The sequence below is a fragment of the Pseudoalteromonas sp. SWXJ133 genome (genome assembly GCF_015864365.1).
GTDB classification, from domain to species: Bacteria; Pseudomonadota; Gammaproteobacteria; order Enterobacterales; family Alteromonadaceae; genus Pseudoalteromonas; species Pseudoalteromonas arctica.
In genome coordinates, this window is record NZ_JADYXJ010000018.1 from 64,637 (window position 1) to 85,011 (window position 20,375).

Genomic DNA, 20,375 nt, shown 5'->3' on the forward strand with positions numbered 1-20,375 from the left:
TTTTAATAGCCTTTTAATAACTTTAATGGTTGTGTAGTAGTAAACATGATGAAATTTTCGATATTAGTTTGTGATGATTCTGCAGTTGCTCGTAAGCAAGTTGTACGGTGTTTAAACGAATGTATAGACGCAGAAATACAACAAGCTATAAATGGAGCGTACGCTCTAGAACTTTTACGAGCACAAAGCTTTGATTTACTGTGCTTAGACCTAACCATGCCTGAAGTTGATGGTATACAAGTACTCGAGACTATAAAAACAGAAAAAATAGAGTGTTTTGTGTTAGTGATTTCTGCCGATATACAAGAAAAAATGAAGTTCAGAGTTATAGAACTTGGAGCTATAGACTTTGTTAATAAGCCTATTAATAAATCTAGGCTGAATGAGATTCTGCATAAATTTGGCATTCATTAGGTTTTTTCATGTTAAAAAAGGCTGTTTTATCTTTTAATTTAGGGTTGACAGCATAGCCTTTGTTAAGGCAGTCTTAACATATGAAAACAATTAATCGCGTACTGACCATTATTATTACAACCATCATTCTTACTGGATAGTGGCATAGGTCGGTGCAACAAATTTAAAGGCCTGTGTTCACTTAGAACACAGGCCTTTTTTCGTTTTATGGGATGAGGAACATAAACAATGCGAGTTTTAAAATTTGGTGGGTCTTCGCTTGCCGACTATGCATGCTTACAACAGGTAGCTCAGCTAGTTAAAGTACAATTAAAAGATGAAATGCTTTTGGTACTTTCTGCTCCCGGTGGAATGACCGATTCGCTAGTCGCACTTGCAAGTGCTGCAGAACAAGGCTTAGATTTTTCGCAGCAATGGCAAACATTAGTTAGCCGCTGTGAAGGTTTGAAAGCTGACGTTGAAAAAAGTGGTGTAGTAGTTACAAGTTGGCCAAACTTAAGGGAACTTAAAAATAAACTAGATGGCGTGTCACTTATACAATGTTGCCCTGATCAGGTTCGCGCATTTGTGATTAGCTTTGGAGAGCGCGTTAGCGTTTCTTTAATGCAGGCTTTATTGAACTCGCACGATGCAAGATACTTAGAAGCAACAAGCTGTATAGCTTCAACTGGCGGTTATATTGACGCCGAGGCTGATTTAGTAACAAGTAAAGCGCGCTTTCAAGCTGTGCTCAAAGAAAGCCCTGCAACTATTTATATCATGCCTGGTTTTACAGCGAGTAATGATAAAGGTGAGCTTACAACGCTTGGCCGTAATGGCTCAGACTACTCAGCAGCAATTGCAGCAGCATGTTTAGAAGCTGAAATTTGCCAAATTTGGACAGACGTTGATGGTGTATACAGTGCTGATCCTCGTTATATTAAAAAAGCGACTAAAGTAGATTTTTTATCTTATAAAGAAGCGATGGAGCTTTCTTACTTTGGTGCAAAAGTACTTCACCCTAAAACAATTTTACCGTGTGCTAAAGCAGGCGTGCCGTGCGAAATTAAAAATACGCATAACCCAGACGCACAAGGCTCATTAATTGGTAACGATTATTCATCAGATGAGCCAGTAAAAGCGCTTTCGAGCCTACAAGACCTTGCAATGCTAACTGTCTCAGGGCCTGGTATGAAAGGTAAAGTAGGCATGGCGTCTAAGGTATTTAACGCGCTTGCTCACGATAATGTATCAATTGTATTGATCACGCAGTCATCATGCGAATTCAGCATTAGCTTTTGTGTACACGAAACAGACCTAGCACTTGCACTTGATGCGCTACAAACTGCATTTGAGCTTGAACTACAAGCAGGGCTTATTGAGCCTGTACAAGTGCAGCGCAATTTAGCCATTGTTACTTTAGTGGGCGATAACATGCGCGCGCACCGTGGCTTAGCAGCTAAGTTTTTTGCATCGCTTGCACAAGCTCAAGTAAATATTGTGGCAATTGCACAGGATTCTACAGAAAGCGCTATTTCAGCCGTGATTGATGGTGAACTTTGTAACGACGCCGTAAAAATATGCCATGAAAACTTTTTCACGCATATGCCGTCAATTGATGTGTTTTTACTAGGCTGTGGCTTAGTAGGGCAAGAGCTTATTAATCAGCTTGAGCGCCAGCAAGCGTGGCTTGAAAAACGTAATATTAAACTTAACTTGTATGGTGTTGCTAACTCTCGTCAATTACACCTAGATAGCGAAGGTATTGCTTTTGGTGATTGGCAGCAAAAACTAGCCTCATCTGAGCAGGCGTTTGATTTAAAAATTGTAGAGCAGTTTGTTAAGCAAAATCATTTAGTAAACCCAGTGCTTGTTGATTGTACGTCGTCGGATGCACTTGCTGCGCAGTATGTAGACTTTTTAAATGCAGGTTTTCATGTGGTTGCTGCCAATAAAAAAGCAACAACAAGCACATACACGTATTACCAAGATTTAATTGCAGCAACGCAAAAGAATAATCGTAAACTTTTATACGAAACAAACGTTGGTGCAGGCTTACCTGTAATCGACAACTTACAGTCATTATTTGGTGCCGGTGATGAGTTATTAGAGTTTAGCGGTATTTTATCAGGTTCACTTTCGTATATGTTTGGCGCACTTCAAGATGGTTTATCACTTTCTGAGGCAACTATTAAAGCCAAAGAAAGTGGCTTTACTGAGCCAGATCCTCGTGATGATTTATCGGGTACCGATGTAGCACGTAAGTTGTTGATCATTGCTCGCGAAGCCGGTATGAAATTAGAGCTAAGCGATATTGAAGTTGAGTCTGTATTGCCACAAGGTTTTGCACAAGGTGATAGCGTTGATGAGTTTATGGCAAAACTACCAAGCTTAGATGCTGATTTTAACGACCGTATCAAAAGCGCTGCGAACGAAGGCAGAGTACTTCGCTATGTAGGCACAATTAAAGAAGGCCACTGTAAAGTAGGTATTGAAGCGGTAGATGCAAAGCATGCGCTTAGTGTCATTCGTGATGGCGAAAACGCACTGGCTATTTTAAGCCAATATTACCAGCCACGTCCGTTTGTAATTCGTGGTTATGGCGCCGGCTCGGAAGTAACAGCCGCGGGTGTATTTGCTGATATTTTAAAAACGTTATCGCGCTAGGAGCTCGTTATGATTGAAGTATATGCTCCGGCGTCTATTGGTAATTTTGCAGTGGGTTTTGATGCACTTGGCGCAGCGCTTGCGCCAATTGATGGCAGTTTATTAGGCGATGTAGCCGTTGTAAGCGCAGCACCAAGCGACGAGTTTATTTGCACAGGCGAGTACGCTCACAAGTTACCAAGTGATGCTAATGATAATTTAGCGTACCAGTGCTTAGTGCATTTTAGAGCGCATGTTGCGCCTAATATGCCAAGCGTAAAGCTCGAGCTTAAAAAGAACTTACCAATTGGATCTGGACTTGGCTCTAGTGCGTGTTCGGTCGTGGCTACTTTTGCTGCCCTTGATAAGTTTGCAAAAACTAATTTAAGTCAGGTTGAGCTTATTGAACTGATGGCTGACTTTGAAGCTGTAGTAAGCGGGGGTCGTCATTACGACAACATCACGCCATGTTATTTAGGTGGCTTGCAGTTAACAGGTGATTTAATTCCTGATAAATCGATTGCACTGCCTGTTGATGAAAACTGGTACTACGTTGCTGCGTTTCCTGGTTTTTCGCTTAATACTGCAAAAGCGCGCTCTGTTTTACCAAAAGAGTTGAGCATGCATGCAAGTGTTGAGTTTGCTCAGCGTTTGTCGGCATTTAGTAGCTTGCTGTTAACTAATCGTTTTGACGATGCGCTAAGCATAATGAAAGATGAAATAGCAGAACCTTACCGCGCACCGCTTATAAAAGGCTTTAGTGAAGCCAAAGCAAGCTTGCCAGCGCTGGGCGCTGAAATAGTCAGTATTTCGGGCGCCGGACCCACCTTGTTTAGCGTATGTAAAACACTTGAAGCTGCACAGCAATGCGCGCAGTGGTTAAAAACCAATTACATTAACGAGCAAGGCTTTTGCCACATTTGTAAATTAGATAACGACGGCACGCGTCAATTAACAGTTTTATAGGATAGGTAGTCATGCAATTACATAATTTAAAAGATAGCTCACAAAAAGTGTCGTTCGTTGAAGCCGTAAAAACAGGTTTGGGTCGTAACCAAGGTGTATTTTTTCCAGAATCACTAGCCCCACTGTCCGATGTTGATGCATTGCTTGATATGGACTTTGTTACACGCAGCGGCAAAATATTATCTCACCTAATTGGTGATGAGTTACCAAGCGATACTGTGGCACAAATGGTTAAAAATGCATTTAACTTTCCAGTTAAGCTGGTGGAAGTTGAAGAGAACACATACTGTTTAGAACTGTTTCATGGTCCTACACTTGCGTTTAAAGACTTTGGTGGTCGCTTTATGGCAGAGTGTTTAACGCAGTTTAATAAAGACGAGAAAGTAACTATTTTAACAGCAACATCGGGCGATACCGGTGCAGCTGTAGCGCATGCTTTTTACAATAAACCAAATATCGATGTTGTTATTTTATACCCTAAAGGCAAAATTTCACTTGCTCAGCAAAAGCTATTTACTACGCTTGGTAATAATATTCATTGTTATGCAGTTGAGGGCAGCTTTGATGATTGCCAAGAGCTAGTTAAAAATGCCTTTTTAGATGAAGAAGTTAAATCAACACTTGGGCTTAACTCAGCTAATTCAATTAATATTAGCCGTTTAGTTGCTCAGGTTTGTTACTACTTTGAAGCCATCGCACAGCTACCAAAAGAAAAACGCGCAACAGCACATATATCAGTACCTAGTGGTAACTTTGGTAATGTGTGCGCCGCAATGATTGGTGCGGTTATTGGTTTACCTGTAGGTAAATTAAGCGCAACAACCAACCAAAACGATACTGTGCCGCGCTTTATGCTTGATAAAAACTGGACGCCAAACGCAACGCTTGAGTCGCTTTCAAATGCGATGGATGTAAGTAAGCCAAACAATTGGCCGCGTGTACAAACAATGTTAGATAATAACTGGTTTAGCTACGATAATTTTTATTCAACAAGCGTAAACGAGCAAGACACGCAAGCCGTGATGAAAAAAATTCAACAAACGGGCTATGTTGCAGAGCCCCATACTGCTATTGCTTACCAAGGTCTTGTTGAAAATCGGGCACCTGGTGCAGCGGGTATCTTTTTAGCGACAGCTCATCCTGCTAAGTTTAAAGAAAGCGTAGAGGGTATTCTAAATATTGAATTAGGTATGCCAAAACCACTTGCTGATGCACTAGTAAAACCATGCCTAGCAAGCGACATGAACGCCGATTACGACGCGTTACGTACCGAAATACTCGCTAAATTAGGCTAAGTTAAATTACAAGGAAAAGCGGCTTGAGCCGCTTTTTTTATAACTTTATACGGATGATTACACTTAGTTATATTTACTAATTAAATGTAGTAAATATAATTCATTTAAAATTATTATGGCTTTATAAAAAAATATCATCTTAAAAGAGCTGTGAAATAGTTTCAATCCCTGTTTAAATATCCTCAACTTAAGAGCGTAGGCAAAGAGTCGTTTAAAGCGTACAATAAAGCCTCTAAAAAACACCATACACGTTGCCCTAGGAGACCCCAATGTTAGAACGTAGCATGAATATTTCGGATTTTGATCCAGAGTTATTTGACGCGATAACCAAAGAAACTGCTCGCCAAGAAGAGCATATCGAACTAATCGCTTCAGAAAACTACTGTAGCCCACGCGTACTAGAAGCGCAGGGTTCACAGCTTACAAACAAATACGCAGAAGGTTACCCAGGCAAACGTTATTATGGCGGTTGTGAGCATGTAGATGTTGTTGAGCAATTAGCAATTGACCGTGCTAACGAATTATTTGGTTCTGACTACGCTAACGTGCAGCCACATGCTGGTTCGCAAGCTAATGCTGCTGTTTTTCTAGCATTATTAGACGCTGGCGATACTGTATTAGGTATGAGCTTAGCTCATGGTGGTCACTTAACTCACGGTTCTCACGTAAGCTTCTCTGGTAAGCTTTACAATGCAATCCAATACGGACTAGATGAAGCAACGGGCGAAATTGATTACGCACAAGTTGAAGCACTAGCACTTGAGCACAAGCCAAAAATGATTATTGGTGGTTTCTCAGCGTACTCTGGTATTGTTGATTGGGCTAAATTCCGTGAAATTGCTGACAAAATCGGTGCTTATCTGTTTGTTGATATGGCTCACGTTGCGGGTTTAATTGCGGCAGGCGTTTACCCAAGCCCTGTTCCTCATGCACACGTTGTAACTACAACTACGCATAAAACACTTGCAGGCCCTCGTGGTGGTTTGATTATTTCTGCATGTGGCGACGAAGCAATCTACAAAAAGCTTAACAGCGCTGTTTTCCCTGGTGGCCAAGGCGGTCCTTTATGTCATGTTATTGCAGCAAAAGCAGTGGCATTTAAAGAAGCACTTCAACCAGAGTTTAAAGTATACCAAACACAAGTTGTTAAAAACGCAAAAGCAATGGTTGCTGTAATGCAAGAGCGCGGCTACAAAATCGTTTCTGACAAAACTGAAAACCACTTATTTTTACTTGATTTAATCGATAAAGATATCACTGGTAAAGATGCAGATGCTGCCCTAGGCAACGCTAACATCACAGTTAATAAAAACTCAGTGCCTAACGATCCTCGCTCACCATTTGTAACATCTGGTTTGCGTATTGGTTCTCCTGCAATTACTCGTCGTGGTTTTACTGAAGTAGAATCAAAAGAGCTTGCTGGCTGGATTTGTGACGTACTAGATAACATCACTGATGAATCTGTACAGGCGCAAGTTAAAGAAAAAGTAAAAGCAATTTGTGCAAAGTTACCTGTTTACGCTTAATTGCATAAGCGGCAGTAATTTAGAGCACATAAGCCCTAATTTTTGCTAAGATAAAAGACCGCTATTTAGCGGTCTTTTTTGTTTTAAAACGGAAGTACCGAGCTATGCATTGTCCATTTTGTACCGCAAAAGATACTAAAGTAATTGACTCACGCCTTGTTGGCGGAGGCCATCAAGTTCGCAGGCGTCGTGAGTGTAACGACTGCCACGAGCGCTTTACTACATTTGAAGGCGCTGAACTGGTTATGCCTCGTGTTATTAAACAAGACGGCAGCCGCGAACCATTTAACGAAGATAAACTTTTAAATGGCTTAAACCGTGCACTCGAAAAACGCCCAGTGAGCACCGAGCAAGTAGACGAAGTAGTGAATATAATAAAATCGCAACTACGCGCAACGGGTGAGCGAGAAATTTCAAGCCATTTGGTTGGTGAATGCATTATGGAAGCCCTCAAAAAACTCGATAAAGTAGCGTACGTAAGATTTGCCTCTGTTTATCGCTCGTTTGAAGATATACGCGAATTTGGCGAAGAAATTGCCCGCTTAGGGGAGTAATACCAATTTTATTAAAAACATGATCATTCTATCGCATTAAATAGCGCACTCACTGCGTTAAAAATTATTCATATAGAACAACTATATGTCATAATTTTCGCCTTGTTATTGCGCTATTTTCTTAGCGCTATAATAGACCACTTATTTAACGCAATTGGTATAATAAATGCTTAACCAAGTTCCTTTTACAGAACATGATGAAATGTATATGGCACGCGCCATAGAACTTGCCAAAAAAGGCCGGTTTACTACCACGCCTAACCCTAATGTTGGCTGTGTATTAGTTAAAAATAATCAAATAATTGGTGAGGGTTTTCATCAATTAGCAGGTCAAGGCCATGCTGAAGTAAATGCACTGGCAATAGCTGGTAATAGTGCACAAGGTGCAACGGCTTATGTAACGCTTGAACCGTGTAGTCATTATGGGCGTACGCCACCGTGTGCTGAAGGCTTAAAAAAGGCGGGCGTTGTAAAAGTAATTGCCGCTATGGTTGATACAAACCCACAAGTTGCAGGCAAAGGCCTTAAAATACTGAGCGATGCCGGTATTGAAGTTGCTTATGGATTACTTGAATCACAAGCTCGCGCACTTAACGTTGGCTTCTTTAAGCGAATGGAACAAGGCTTACCTTATGTGACCTGTAAAATGGCAGCAAGCATAGATGGTAAAACAGCGCTTAAAAATGGGCAAAGTAAGTGGATCACAAGTCCCGCTGCTCGCCAAGACGTACAATTATACCGAGCGCAAAGCTGCGCTATTTTAACCGGTGCCGATACCGTGTTAGTAGACGATGCTAAACTTAATGTGCGACTAAGCGAGTTGCCTTGCACGCTACCTACCGATTTACCGCTTCGCCAGCCCGTGCGTGTTATAATTGATTCACAGAATCGTTTAACGCCCAACCTTGCTTTATTTAAAATCCAAAGTGATGTAATAATATTTACGACTAAGGTTGATAAATCACTGCAATGGCCGCATTTTGTAAAGCATATTGAAGTAAGTGAAAGTAACGGCAAAGTTGATTTACAGGCTGTTTTAGAAAAGCTTGGGCAACTGCAGTTTAATAATGTTTGGCTTGAGAGCGGAGCAACACTTGCTGGTAAAATGACAGAGCTTGATTTAGTTGACGAGTTTGTTTTTTATTTGGCGCCTAAATTAATGGGCCATGATGCAAAAAGTTTAGTTAATTTTCCTGAATTGACGAGTATGCAAAACACCGTTGATTTAACATTTAATGAATGTGCGCGCATTGGTGACGATTTACGTATCACCGCGTTAAAAACTCATTAAAATCACTTAATAAAAAGAGTAGCGCTATGTTTACTGGGATAATAGAAGCCACAGGCAAAATTGCTTTATTACAAAAAAAACAAGGCGACTTAGCCATTCGTATCCAAAGTGCTGACCTTGATATGGAAGACGTAAAGCTAGGCGACAGCATTGCAACCAATGGCGTTTGCTTAACCGTAATTGATAAACATATTGACGGTTTTAGTGCTGATTTATCTAACGAGACGATTGGTTTAACCGGTTTTGCTCACTATGCTTTAGGGCAAACGGTGAATCTTGAAAAAGCCATGCAACCTGTTTCGCGTTTAGGCGGTCATTTAGTATCTGGCCATGTTGATGGCATAGCAACTATTACAAGCATTACAGCAAACGCTCGAGCAACAGAATATTGGCTTACAACCGAAGAAAATTTAATGAAATACATCCCGTACAAAGGTTCGGTATGTATTGATGGTATAAGCCTGACAGTAAACGCTGTAGAAGGTAATAAATTCAAATTAACAATTGTTCCACATACGAGTGAGCAAACCACAATTGCTCACTTTAAAGTAGGCACTCAAGTTAATTTAGAAGTCGATCAAATTGCACGTTATTTAGAGCGCCTTATAAAAGGTGCAGAGCAACCAACGGGCTCTGATATTTCGATGAGCTTACTCGCTAAAGCGGGTTTTATTAAATAACGAAACTGATAACTTACACGAGCAAATTTATGAATTTACACAGCGCACAAGAAATCATCGACGATATTAAAGCCGGTAAAATGGTTATTTTAATGGATGATGAAGATAGAGAGAATGAAGGCGATTTAATTATTGCCGCAGAGCATATTAGTGCACAAGCTATTAATTTTATGGCGACTCATGGCCGTGGTTTAATTTGTTTAACTATGACGCAAGAGCGTTGTGAGCAACTTGATTTACCTTTAATGGTTAAAAATAATGGTGCTGCATTTTCGACTAACTTTACAATGTCGATAGAAGCATCAAAGGGTGTTACTACAGGTATTTCAGCAGCAGATAGAGCGCGTACAGTGCAAGCGGCTATAGCTAAAGGCGCAGTACCAAGTGATATCGTGCAGCCTGGTCATATTTTTCCAATTATGGCACAACCTGGCGGCGTATTAACTCGCGCAGGACATACTGAAGCTGGCTGTGATTTAGCGCGTTTAGCTGGGCTTGAAGCATCATCTGTTATTGTTGAAATACTTAATGCCGATGGCACCATGGCGCGTCGCCCTGATTTAGAAGTTTTTGCGAAAGAGCATGATATTAAAATTGGTACTATTGCTGATTTAATCGAATACCGTAACTTAAATGAAACAACAATTGAGCAAGTTGCAAAATGTAAGTTACCAACTATTCACGGTGAATTTGATTTAGTTACTTACAAAGACACAATTGACGGCCAATTACATTACGTATTGCTTAAAGGCGATATAAAAGAGCAAGAACCGACAAATGTACGTGTACATTTGCAAAGTACTTTTAACGATATCCTACTTTCAGACAGAAGTGCTGACCGTAGTTGGGGCCTTTCTGAGGCAATGGCTTATATCGCTAAAAATGAAGGTGCTTTAGTTATTTTAGGTAAGCAAGAAAGCACTGAAGAATTAGAGGCAACTGTAAAAGCATTCGCAGCAGCTGATGCTGGCGAAAGCGTTACGCCACGTAAATTCAAAGGTACATCTCGTACTGTTGGCGTAGGCTCGCAAATACTTGCAGATCTTGGAATTAAACAAATGCGATTAATGAGTCGCCCTAAAAAGTACCATGCACTTTCGGGCTTTCATTTAGAAGTTGTTGATTATGTTGAGCCACAATAAGCATCACGCTTAAACTAGGCTATTATTTTATTTTTATGGTATGATGCGCAGCAATTTTTGCGCAATCGCAACCGCTTGAACTTATTTTTAGGGTTATCAAATGAAAATTATTGAAGGTAGTAAGTACGCTCCTGGCAAAAAGTTTGCCATTGTCATTTCTCGTTTTAATGACTTTATCGGTAGCAGCCTCCTTGCAGGTGCTGTTGATGAGCTAAAACGCACTGGTGGTGTATCTGATGACGATATTACCGTTATTTATGTACCAGGCGCGGTAGAATTACCTTTAGCGGCTAAACGCGTTGCGGCAAAAAAAGAGTATGATGCAATCATCGCATTAGGCGTAGTGATCAGAGGTGGTACACCACACTTTGACCTAGTTGCTGGCGAATCAAACAAAGGTCTTGCGCAAGTATCACTTGAGTATGATATCCCGGTTGCATTTGGCGTATTAACCACAGAAAGCATTGAACAAGCAATTGAGCGTGCTGGCACCAAAATGGGCAATAAAGGCGGCGAAGCTGCTTTAGGCGCGCTTGAAATGGTTAATGTGTTAGATAAAATTTAAGTTTAAGGAATTTTTGTGAAACCAGCAGCAAGACGTAAAGCACGTATCTTAGCACTCCAAGCCGTTTATTCTTGGCAAATAAGTGGCAATTTAATTGCCGATATCGAACAACAAATGTTGATCGAAACAGACGTTACTAAAATTGATGTTGAATACTTTAAAGATTTAGCGACGGGTGTTGCTGTAAATTATAAGCAACTAGACGAAGCTGTATCACCACATTTAACACGTCCGTTTAATGACTTAGATATGGTTGAGCGCGCAATTTTACGTTTAAGCAGCTATGAGCTTAAGTTCCGTGAAGATGTACCTTATAAAGTTGCTATCAACGAAGGTATTGAGCTGGCCAAAATATTTGGCGCTGAAGACAGCCATAAATTTGTAAACGGTGTACTTGATAAAGCTGTTAAGCATTTACGCAAGTAAGTAAACCGTTAAAGAGGGGAGCCGGCATAGGCCGGCTTTTTTGTGTATGAAGGAATTTGAATTAATTAACCGCTACTTTAAAGGTCGCGGGATCACCCGTCGTGATGTAAACCTAGGTATAGGGGATGATTGCGCTTTAGTAACCGTTCCACAAAACTGCCAACTTGCCGTTACAACAGATACTCTTGTTGCTGGCGTACACTTTTTTGATGATATTTCCCCTCGTGCATTAGGTCACAGAGCGCTTGCTGTTAATTTAAGTGACTTAGCGGCAATGGGCGCTGAGCCAACATGGGTTTCAGTTGCGTTAACCTTGCCAAGTATTGACCCACAGTGGATTGAAGAGTTTACTGAAGGCATGCATGAAATTGCAGAATACTTTAATGTGCAAATTATAGGTGGCGATACCACGCAAGGCCCATTAACTATCACTATTTGTGCAAAAGGGACTGTACCAGAAGGTACTGCACTTCGCCGTAGTGGTGCGAAAGTGGGTGATTGGATTTATGTTACAGGTCCGCTAGGTGACGCTGGACTTGCAATTGAGTCTCGCAAACAAGGTATAAGTATTGAGCCAGAGCATTTAAAGTACTTAAATAAGCGCTTTGACTTTCCAACACCGCGTGTTGCTGCAGGGCAGGTATTACGAGGTCTTGCATCATCGGCTATTGATGTATCGGATGGTTTAATCGCTGATTTAAGTCATATACTTGATATGTCGCAAGTAAATGCAGTTGTGAATATTGAAAGTATTCCGACTTCAGATGCAATGCAAGCAAGCCTTGATTTTAATCAGCAGCTGCCATTTATTCTCAGTTACGGTGATGATTACGAATTAATTTTTACTGTACCTGATAGCAATAAAAGTATGCTAGATATAAAACTGCGTCAATATGGTGTAGATGCAACATGCATAGGCCAAATTAAAAGTGGCGATGGTCAAATTGAACTTTTACACAACGGTGAAAAGTTTGATTTTAAGCAGCAAGGTTTTGAGCATTTTGCAAAGGAGCTGGTTTGAACAAAAACCGAAAGTTTAATTTAAAGCGCCCACATCAATTTTTTGGTTTGGGTTTTGGTACTGGGTTAGCCCCTAAAGCACCTGGTACATTTGGCACTTTTGCTGCACTGCCATTCATTTTTATGACTATGTATTATCCGCTATGGTTGCAAATTGTGTTTGCCGTAGTGATCAGTATATTTGGTATATGGGCCTGCGGTAAAACGGCTGATGATTTAGGCGTGCACGACCATCCTGCTATTGTATGGGATGAAGTGGCAGGTTATTACATTACAATGATTGGTGCAGCACTTAGCTGGCAAACATTACTCGTTGGTTTTTTGTTATTTCGCTTTTTTGATATAGCAAAACCTGGCCCAATCCGTATGCTAGACAAACGAGTACATGGTGGTTTAGGTATTATGGCCGATGATATACTTGCGGGCGTTTTTTCGCTTATATGCTTACAGGCGCTAATAAAAGCGGGTTTACTACCCTTTTAATTTTTTATATTTGATTTGTTTAACTAGGTGGCAGCAATATGATGCGATTTTTACTGGTTTGTGTACTGATGTTGTGCGCGACACCAAGTTGGGCTTCAATTAGTGATTACGTAGTTAAGCAATGGAATATAAAAGATGGTCTACCTTCGCAATCACTTAAAAGCGTAGTACAAGACCAGCAAGGCTATATGTGGCTTGGTACTCAGTTTGGCTTAAGCCGTTTTGATGGCACAACATTTACAAACTACAACACGCAAAATAGCCCGTTCTTGCCTAGTAATGGTATTAATAAACTTTTAGTCGATTCTAGTGGCTTATTATGGGTAGGTACTAAAAGTGGCTTGGTAGTTATTAATCCAGCCACATTTGCAGCACAAGAGTTTAATATTAAAGGTCCAGTAATAGATATTCTTGAGGACTCTAAAGGCAGCATATGGATTGCGGCCAATGGTTTATACTATGTAGATAGAGGGCAAGTTGATTTACGCACTGAAGTAAATGGGCCCCTACCTATTGTTAATGCTACCGTAATTACCCAAATTGTTGGCTCTGTTAGCCAAATGGCACTCTCTCCTGAAGGTATTTGGCTGGTTAATGACCGTCATTTATTGCGCCTTACAAAAAACTCATCAGATTTTTCTAAATTACGTTTAGAGCTTACCGCAAAAATATCGTTACCAGAGCGCTTAGCGCAAACCATAGTGCACGATTTATCATTTTTAAATGGTAATTTGTATATAGCCTCTGAGTTAGGTGCTTACTTTTTAGATTTAGACGATGAACTAAGGCCTTTTCCTTTACCTAATGCAAATAACTCAGCCGTTTATAAGTTTATGAGTGATACCGATGGTGGCTTGTGGATTTCGACTTATGGACGTTTATTGTTTAGAGATAAAACCGGTGAGTGGCAATGGGTAGAGCCAAGCCAACTTGATCAAAGCATATGGTTTGCTGATATTTTTAGAGATGATAAAAATAACGTTTGGTTAGCAAGTTTTAGTGAAGGCTTATGGCTTGTCCATGAAGGGCGAGTAGAAAGGCATTCAGCGGTTTCAAATATGACCGAATCTGTTATGGCTATTAGCCAAGCTCCCGATGGGAAACTGTGGGTTGCTAACAAAAGCGGCATTGGTTATTTCGATTTAGATAAAAGTTTTATTAATTTAGTTCCAAGTAGTAAATATGGATACGCGTCAGTACACGATCTACAATTTGATGGTGAACGATTATATATAGCTACAGGACGTGGCTTATTTGTTTTTGAAAACAAGACACTCTATACCGTCCCAGGTCGAGCGCTTCGCGATAATCCTGTGTTTGCAATAAGTCGCTCTAGTAAAGGCGGTTTTTGGATTGGTACCGGACGCGGTTTATATCGATTAAATTATGCTGGTTTAACACCTTTTGCATATAATGCTTTTTTAGGTAGTAAGTTTATTACCTACGTATTGGATAAAACAAACTTTGGTGTGATTGGTACTAGTAAAGGCGCATATTACTTTACAGACCGCGGCATTGAAAAAATTGGTGACCAAACAACACTTGAAAGTGCATACGTAACTAGCGTGTTACATATAGATGGCGTGGGTATTTTGATCGGCTCTCTTAACGATGGGCTTTTTTACAGAAGTACGCAAGGGCAGTGGCGTCAACTCGATGCAGCTAATGGTTTACCGTATGGGTCTATATTTAGCCTAGAATATGATGAAAAGTTAAAGCATGTTTGGGTAAGCACCATGAAAGGTGTTTACAGAATGCCTGTAGAGCAATTTAAAACAGAAATAAAAAGCTTAAAAGTTGAAGAAGTCATTTCATCTTTTGACCGTCAACTCGATGGTAAAGCGAATCAATGTTGTAGTGGACTTGGGCATGATGCGGTAGCAGACACCGGTAATTCTATTTGGTACCCAAGCTTACAAGGTGTTGTTGAAATACCTAAAAACGTAGAGCTATTTGGTGTGCTTGCATTAAAGCCAACAATAGAAACAATAACAACGCCACTTCGTCATTTAACTACCGCTGCGCTTGGTAAAAAACCATCATTAGAAACAGACGAGCGTGATATAACGCTAACTTACACAGCTATTGATTACTATGCACCAAACAGTATTGAATTTAGATATAAACTAAGTGGCTTAGATAGTGATTGGCGCTATGCTAATACGCGACGTGAAGCTATTTATACTAACTTGCCTCCAGGCTCGTTTTTGTTTCAATTAGAAGCTAAGCGCCAAGGTGAAGACTGGACTAAAGCGCAAGAAGTAGAATATGGTTTTGTAGTGCCTGAGCGATTTGATGAAACTATTTACTTTAGGCTTTTAATTACCAGTGGCTTTATTTTACTTTTTTATCTCATTTTTTGGGTGTTTAGAGCGCAAGAGCGTAGAAAACAAGAAGCATTAGAGGGCTTGATCACCGAGCGTACCTTAGAGCTTCGTCAAGCTAATGATAAATTAGGCCAAGTGAATTCACAGCTTAAATTAGTTAGTCACTCAGATGAGCTAACAGGGCTGCGTAGCCGTCGCTTTTTGTTTGATCAACTCCCTAAAGATATCGAACACTTTCAACGTAATTCACAATCGCTGCAGGCACAAGGCAAGTCACTGGTGCTGGTAATTATTAACTTTGATAACTTCAGCCGTATCAATGATGCCTATGGCCCAATTGCAGGTGATAGCTGCTTACAGCAAATGGCTGCATTATTAAATTCGCGTACGCAGGGTTCTGACTATGTGGCACGTTGGAGTGGTGATGAGTTTTTACTATTATTACGTGATTTTAAATGCAATAAAATAGACAGCTATGCTTCAGATCTTTGTAAAGTAATAGCGGCTAATTCATTCCAATTACCAAATGGAAAAACAACTAATATCACGGCATCAATTGGTTGGTCATTTTATCCATTACCACTTTTGGGTGGGCAGGTAATTAGCTGGGAGACATCTATTAACCTAGCAGATATTTCACTACACCAAGTTAAAAAGCGCGGTGGTGATGGTGTTGCAAATATTACGTTTGATGATCAGCTTGATGCATTTGAGTTTGAACAAAATTCTAACGTTGATCAACAATTAGGTATTTTACAAAGCAATGGCCTAGCTGATATTAAAGTGTGGATGCGCTGATCAGCAATATTTGATATTAAAAAAGGAGCCTAGGCTCCTTTTTTAATATGCTCAACTTTAGATGTATAGGAAGTTAATTAATAAACGCTTTAATAGCGGTTAATATTCCTTGCTCGCCTAATCCCATTTCATCGTGCATTTCATCTTGGGTGCCGTGTTTAATAAACTCATCAGGAATACCTAAGTTAAGGATATTAATATCAGCTTTTTGCGTTGCTAAGAATTCGTTAACTGCAGAGCCGGCACCGCCAGCAATCGCATTATCTTCAAGCGTAACAATTACATCGTGGCTAGTTGCAAGCTCATTTAAAAGTGCGGTATCAAGTGGTTTAATAAAACGCATATTAACAAGCGTTGCATCTAATTCATCTGCAGCAAGCTGTGCATTTTCAAGTAATGTACCGAACGATAAAATGGCAATTTTACTGCCTTTCTTAATTGTATCTGCCTTACCTATTTCAAGCAGTTGCATAGTGCTTTCAATGTCTGCAGTACCTGCACTACCGCGAGGGTAACGAACAGCAACTGGGCAATTTGCTTTATAGCCGGTGTACAGCATTTGACGGCACTCGTTGGTATCGCTTGGTGCCATAATTACCATATTTGGAATGCAGCGCATAAAGCTTAAATCGTACGCACCTTGGTGAGTTTCACCATCGGCTCCAACAATACCAGCGCGGTCAATGGCAAATAATACAGGTAAGTTTTGCAGTGCAACATCATGTATTAATTGGTCATACGCACGTTGTAAAAAGCTTGAGTAAATAGCAACAACAGGTTTTAAACCTTCACAGGCAAAGCCAGCGGCTAAAGTAACGGCATGCTGCTCAGCAATAGCTACATCAAAGTATTGATCTGGATGCTCTTTAGAAAAACGTACCATGCCTGAACCTTCGCGCATTGCAGGCGTTATAGCCATTAACTTGCTGTCTTGTTCGGCCATATCACACAACCAATCGCCGAATACTTTTGAAAAAGTAGCAGCACTAGGTTTAGATTTAGGTAGGCTAGTTGTGCTCGGATCGAATTTTGGTACACCATGGTAGCCAATAGGATCGGCTTCAGCCGGTTTGTAGCCCTTACCTTTTTGCGTTTTTATATGTAAAAGCTGTGGACCTTTTAAGTTACGCATATTACGTAATGTATCTACAAGCATGTTTACATCGTGGCCATCAATAGGGCCGATGTAATTTAGACCTAATTCTTCAAAGAAGGTACCCGGGATCATCATACCTTTAATATGCTCTTCCATTTTACTGGCAAGTTGCTTTACCGGAGGCACACCTGAGAGTAACTTTTTACTACCTTCACGAATGTTAGTATAAAAGCTACCTGATAAAATTCGAGCAAAGTGATTTGTTAATGCGCCAACATTTTCAGATATCGACATTTCGTTATCATTTAAAATAATAAGCATGTCTGATTTTACATCGCCTAAATGATTCATCGCTTCAAATGCCATGCCTGCGGTTATAGCTCCGTCACCAATAATGGCTACAGACTTTCGACCTTTACCTTCTTTTTGTGCAGCAATAGACATACCTAAAGCAGCTGAAATAGATGTGCTTGAATGGCCTACGCTAAACGTATCGTATTGGCTTTCATCGCGAAAAGGAAAAGGGTGCAAACCATCTTTTTGGCGAATAGTGTGCATTTGGTCGCGACGACCAGTAAGAATTTTATGCGGATAAGCTTGATGACCCACATCCCAAACTAGGCGATCGTCTGGAGTGTTATAAACATAATGCAGCGCAACGGTTAGTTCAACCGTCCCTAAACCAGACGCTAGATGACCGCTACTTTGCGATACTGAGTTGAGTAAATAATCGCGCAGCTCATTGCTAAATGCAGGGAGTTTGTCTTGCGCTAAGTCACGCAATTGGGCTGGCTCGTCAACCAAATTAAGTAATGGATACTTGCTACTATCAAGTGTCATGGTTTTATATATATCCTTCGCTAACATTAATTAATTCAAAGCTTTTACGAATAATTAATGTTGAGTAATAATGTCAGTGCTAATTGCAATACGTATGAGCAAAAATTAGTGGTCACGCTCAATTAGGTAATTTGCTAGCGACGCAAGAAGTGTTGTGTCAGCATCTATATTTGCTAACGCTTCATGGGCTTGTTGAATTAAATTATGCGCCTTTTCTTTAGCGCCTAGCATACCTAATAATGCCGGATATGTCGCTTTATTCGCGGCAATATCGGAGCCTTGTGGCTTTCCTAAAGTAACCGTATCGCCTTCAACATCTAAAATGTCGTCGTGTACTTGAAATGCTAGCCCTATAGCATACCCAAAAACACTTAAATTTTCTAAGGTTTGTTGATCAGCCTTTTCACTGCAAAGTGCACCAAGTGTAATTGCGCAATTAATTAGAGCCCCGGTTTTTAGTTTATGTATTCGCTCCAGTTCTTGTACGGTAATTACTTTATCTGTTGCTGCTATATCAAGCCCTTGTCCGCCAACCATACCCTGAAGACCTGATGCATGGGCAAGTTGCGCAATCATTTTTACTTGTGTTTGCGATGAGCATTCAAATTTGTGATTCGCAATAAGCTCAAAAGCAAGAGTTTGAAGAGCATCACCGGCTAAAATTGCATTTGCCTCGCCAAACTCTATATGGCAAGTAGGGCGTCCACGGCGTAAATCGTCGTCATCCATTGCCGGCAAGTCATCATGAACTAACGAATAGCTATGAATACACTCAATTGCAGCAGCAAGTACGTTTAAGTCTTGATGGTTTACGCCGAGCATTTTACCTGTGGCATAAACTAAAAATGGACGTAATCTTTTACCGCCATTAAATAATCCATACTGGGTGGCGTTCTTTACCGTTTCTTCTGTATCGAGAGGCTGGTTAAAATGCTGTTGTAAGGTCGCTACTACATCTTTTTGAGCACGTTCAATATGATTTTTTATGCTCACAGCTATTCCATATCATTATCAAAATTTGTAAGTACTGACTTTTCGCCATTCCCTAGCAAAATTGATACTTTTTGTTCTGCTTGCTGTAATTTCCCTGATGAAGCACTTGCTAATGCAATTCCACGCTCAAATTGCTTTAACGATTGCTCAAGCGATAAGTCACCTTGTTCCATGTCACTAACGATTGTAGATAATTCTTCTAGTGCTTGTTCGAAACTTAAGTTTTCAGGTTTTTTAGTCGCCATCTTTATTTCAGCTTACATAATAAATTTAGGGGTCAATTTTAGGGGGAATGCTAAACTAGGTCAAAGGATGATATTGGTTTTTTACCTTTATAACGTTAAATTATATTTCAAGTGCATTAATAAAGCCTTAATAGCGGTCTGTTGGTTTAATAAATCAATTGATAATTAGGTAGCCCTTAGAACTTCATCTAAGATAGTGTTTAAGGCTGCTTTTTATGTTTGTTTATAAAAATGGCTCAAGCAATTCAATATGTTGCCGATAAGCAGTTAATAATAAAAGTTTATGATAAGGCCATTAAGCATGAAACTTCTGGAGGAAATGTGGATTTAGCAACCATTATAGGGATTTTGGGCGCAGTTGGCTTAATTGTTATGTCCATGTTCATGAGTAGTAGCGGCGAAGTCGCTATGTTTTATAATACCCCATCTGTAGTTATTGTATTTGGTGGTTCACTTTTTATTGTTTTATCTAACTTCACTATGTCGCAATTCTTGGGTATAGGTAAAGTTGTTACTAAAGCGTTTATGTTTAAAATTGAAACGCCAGAAGAGCTTATAGAAAAAGCAGTTGAGCTTGCTGATTCAGCTCGTAAAGGGGGGTTTTTGGCACTCGAAGAAGCTGAAATACCAAATCCCTTTATGCGCAAAGGAGTCGACATGCTCGTCGATGGCCATGATGCAGATGTAGTTCGCGCAACACTTCAAAAAGATATTTCTCTAACCACTACTCGCCATGAAATGGGGGCGGGTTTATTTAAGTCTTTAGCTGACATAGGGCCTGCAATGGGCATGATTGGTACTTTAATTGGTTTGGTTGCGATGTTATCTAACATGGATGATCCAAAGGCAATTGGTCCGGCAATGGCTGTAGCGTTATTAACAACCCTATATGGTGCATTCTTGGCTAATGTTATAGCTATACCTATACAGGTTAAATTAGAGCTACGTAAAGATGAGGAAGCTATGAATCAGCGATTAATCTTAGATGCAATTCTAGGTATTCAAGATGGCCAAAACCCGAAAGTAATCGAGGGTATATTGAAAAATTACTTAGCTGAATCAAAACGTAAAGTAGATACCGAGGAGTAA

Annotated in this window: 18 protein-coding genes; 15 read left to right on the top strand and 3 right to left on the bottom strand. The window is 40.2% G+C overall.

Going from position 1 to position 20,375, the window contains the following annotated elements; translation table 11 throughout:
* Positions 1–45: 45 nt before the first annotated feature.
* The 14 genes from I6F40_RS13525 to I6F40_RS13590 all read left to right on the top strand — a co-directional run bounded on the left by I6F40_RS13525 (position 46) and on the right by I6F40_RS13590 (position 16,112).
* On the top strand, positions 46–414 hold the full coding sequence (locus I6F40_RS13525; RefSeq protein ID WP_166378119.1) for a response regulator: 369 nt from the start codon (positions 46–48) through the stop codon (positions 412–414).
* A 228-nt stretch (positions 415–642) separates the two neighbouring features.
* The gene (gene thrA, locus I6F40_RS13530) at positions 643–3,060 is read left to right on the top strand and encodes a bifunctional aspartate kinase/homoserine dehydrogenase I (protein ID WP_197193052.1); all 2,418 of its coding nucleotides are present in this window, start codon (positions 643–645) and stop codon (positions 3,058–3,060) included.
* A gap of 9 nt (positions 3,061–3,069) precedes the next feature.
* Positions 3,070–4,005, top strand: coding sequence for a homoserine kinase (thrB, locus tag I6F40_RS13535; protein ID WP_197193053.1), 936 nt, complete (start codon positions 3,070–3,072; stop codon positions 4,003–4,005).
* A gap of 11 nt (positions 4,006–4,016) precedes the next feature.
* Positions 4,017–5,300, top strand: a complete 1,284-nt coding sequence (gene thrC / locus I6F40_RS13540; RefSeq protein ID WP_197193054.1) for a threonine synthase — start codon at positions 4,017–4,019, stop codon at positions 5,298–5,300.
* 269 nt (positions 5,301–5,569) lie between these two features.
* Entirely contained in the window at positions 5,570–6,826 is a 1,257-nt protein-coding gene (gene glyA, locus I6F40_RS13545; RefSeq protein ID WP_024593690.1) for a serine hydroxymethyltransferase, read from the top strand.
* A gap of 104 nt (positions 6,827–6,930) precedes the next feature.
* Positions 6,931–7,380 carry a transcriptional regulator NrdR gene (nrdR, locus tag I6F40_RS13550; protein ID WP_002961761.1) on the top strand — a complete coding sequence of 150 codons (450 nt, stop codon included), beginning with the start codon at positions 6,931–6,933 and terminating at the stop codon, positions 7,378–7,380.
* A 166-nt stretch (positions 7,381–7,546) separates the two neighbouring features.
* Positions 7,547–8,671: a bifunctional diaminohydroxyphosphoribosylaminopyrimidine deaminase/5-amino-6-(5-phosphoribosylamino)uracil reductase RibD gene (ribD, locus tag I6F40_RS13555; protein ID WP_197193055.1), complete on the top strand. Its 1,125-nt coding sequence runs from the start codon at positions 7,547–7,549 to the stop codon at positions 8,669–8,671.
* A 26-nt stretch (positions 8,672–8,697) separates the two neighbouring features.
* Positions 8,698–9,351, top strand: a complete 654-nt coding sequence (locus I6F40_RS13560) for a riboflavin synthase (protein WP_197193056.1) — start codon at positions 8,698–8,700, stop codon at positions 9,349–9,351.
* A gap of 29 nt (positions 9,352–9,380) precedes the next feature.
* Entirely contained in the window at positions 9,381–10,493 is a 1,113-nt protein-coding gene (ribBA, locus tag I6F40_RS13565) for a bifunctional 3,4-dihydroxy-2-butanone-4-phosphate synthase/GTP cyclohydrolase II (protein ID WP_010554580.1), read from the top strand.
* A gap of 100 nt (positions 10,494–10,593) precedes the next feature.
* Entirely contained in the window at positions 10,594–11,058 is a 465-nt protein-coding gene (ribH, locus tag I6F40_RS13570) for a 6,7-dimethyl-8-ribityllumazine synthase (protein WP_007587130.1), read from the top strand.
* A 15-nt stretch (positions 11,059–11,073) separates the two neighbouring features.
* Positions 11,074–11,484 carry a transcription antitermination factor NusB gene (gene nusB, locus I6F40_RS13575; RefSeq protein ID WP_007587129.1) on the top strand — a complete coding sequence of 137 codons (411 nt, stop codon included), beginning with the start codon at positions 11,074–11,076 and terminating at the stop codon, positions 11,482–11,484.
* 46 nt (positions 11,485–11,530) lie between these two features.
* On the top strand, positions 11,531–12,505 hold the full coding sequence (gene thiL, locus I6F40_RS13580) for a thiamine-phosphate kinase (RefSeq protein ID WP_007587128.1): 975 nt from the start codon (positions 11,531–11,533) through the stop codon (positions 12,503–12,505).
* Positions 12,502–12,987: a phosphatidylglycerophosphatase A family protein gene (locus tag I6F40_RS13585; RefSeq protein WP_197193057.1), complete on the top strand. Its 486-nt coding sequence runs from the start codon at positions 12,502–12,504 to the stop codon at positions 12,985–12,987. The genes thiL and I6F40_RS13585 overlap by 4 nt, the downstream gene beginning before the upstream one ends.
* Positions 12,988–13,025: 38 nt before the next feature.
* Positions 13,026–16,112, top strand: coding sequence for a ligand-binding sensor domain-containing diguanylate cyclase (locus tag I6F40_RS13590; RefSeq protein WP_166378108.1), 3,087 nt, complete (start codon positions 13,026–13,028; stop codon positions 16,110–16,112).
* Between the two features lie 73 nt (positions 16,113–16,185).
* Here the strand turns inward: I6F40_RS13590 and dxs are convergent, their stop codons facing one another.
* The 3 genes from dxs to I6F40_RS13605 form a co-directional block, all read right to left on the bottom strand.
* A complete protein-coding gene (dxs, locus tag I6F40_RS13595) occupies positions 16,186–18,048 on the bottom strand; it encodes a 1-deoxy-D-xylulose-5-phosphate synthase (RefSeq protein ID WP_197193058.1) in 1,863 nt (620 codons plus the stop codon).
* Between the two features lie 105 nt (positions 18,049–18,153).
* Positions 18,154–19,041 (bottom strand): (2E,6E)-farnesyl diphosphate synthase, encoded by an 888-nt coding sequence (gene ispA, locus I6F40_RS13600; protein WP_166378104.1) that lies wholly within the window; start codon positions 19,039–19,041, stop codon positions 18,154–18,156.
* Between the two features lie 2 nt (positions 19,042–19,043).
* Positions 19,044–19,286: an exodeoxyribonuclease VII small subunit gene (locus tag I6F40_RS13605; protein WP_166378102.1), complete on the bottom strand. Its 243-nt coding sequence runs from the start codon at positions 19,284–19,286 to the stop codon at positions 19,044–19,046.
* Positions 19,287–19,607: 321 nt separating this feature from the next.
* On the opposite strand from I6F40_RS13605, the gene pomA reads away from it, so the two are divergent.
* Positions 19,608–20,375: a flagellar motor protein PomA gene (gene pomA / locus I6F40_RS13610; protein ID WP_166378100.1), complete on the top strand. Its 768-nt coding sequence runs from the start codon at positions 19,608–19,610 to the stop codon at positions 20,373–20,375.

Bases quoted from the DNA above. Each gene is read 5' to 3' on its own strand.
- I6F40_RS13525 (WP_166378119.1), top strand. From the start codon at position 46: ATGATGAAATTTTCGATATTAGTTTGTGATGATTCTGCAGTTGCTCGT.
- dxs (WP_197193058.1), bottom strand. From the start codon at position 18,048: ATGACACTTGATAGTAGCAAGTATCCATTACTTAATTTGGTTGACGAG.
- glyA (WP_024593690.1), top strand. From the start codon at position 5,570: ATGTTAGAACGTAGCATGAATATTTCGGATTTTGATCCAGAGTTATTT.
- I6F40_RS13590 (WP_166378108.1), top strand. From the start codon at position 13,026: ATGATGCGATTTTTACTGGTTTGTGTACTGATGTTGTGCGCGACACCA.
- thrB (WP_197193053.1), top strand. From the start codon at position 3,070: ATGATTGAAGTATATGCTCCGGCGTCTATTGGTAATTTTGCAGTGGGT.
- thrA (WP_197193052.1), top strand. From the start codon at position 643: ATGCGAGTTTTAAAATTTGGTGGGTCTTCGCTTGCCGACTATGCATGC.
- ribH (WP_007587130.1), top strand. From the start codon at position 10,594: ATGAAAATTATTGAAGGTAGTAAGTACGCTCCTGGCAAAAAGTTTGCC.
- ribD (WP_197193055.1), top strand. From the start codon at position 7,547: ATGCTTAACCAAGTTCCTTTTACAGAACATGATGAAATGTATATGGCA.
- ribBA (WP_010554580.1), top strand. From the start codon at position 9,381: ATGAATTTACACAGCGCACAAGAAATCATCGACGATATTAAAGCCGGT.
- I6F40_RS13605 (WP_166378102.1), bottom strand. From the start codon at position 19,286: ATGGCGACTAAAAAACCTGAAAACTTAAGTTTCGAACAAGCACTAGAA.
- I6F40_RS13560 (WP_197193056.1), top strand. From the start codon at position 8,698: ATGTTTACTGGGATAATAGAAGCCACAGGCAAAATTGCTTTATTACAA.
- thrC (WP_197193054.1), top strand. From the start codon at position 4,017: ATGCAATTACATAATTTAAAAGATAGCTCACAAAAAGTGTCGTTCGTT.
- thiL (WP_007587128.1), top strand. From the start codon at position 11,531: ATGAAGGAATTTGAATTAATTAACCGCTACTTTAAAGGTCGCGGGATC.
- nrdR (WP_002961761.1), top strand. From the start codon at position 6,931: ATGCATTGTCCATTTTGTACCGCAAAAGATACTAAAGTAATTGACTCA.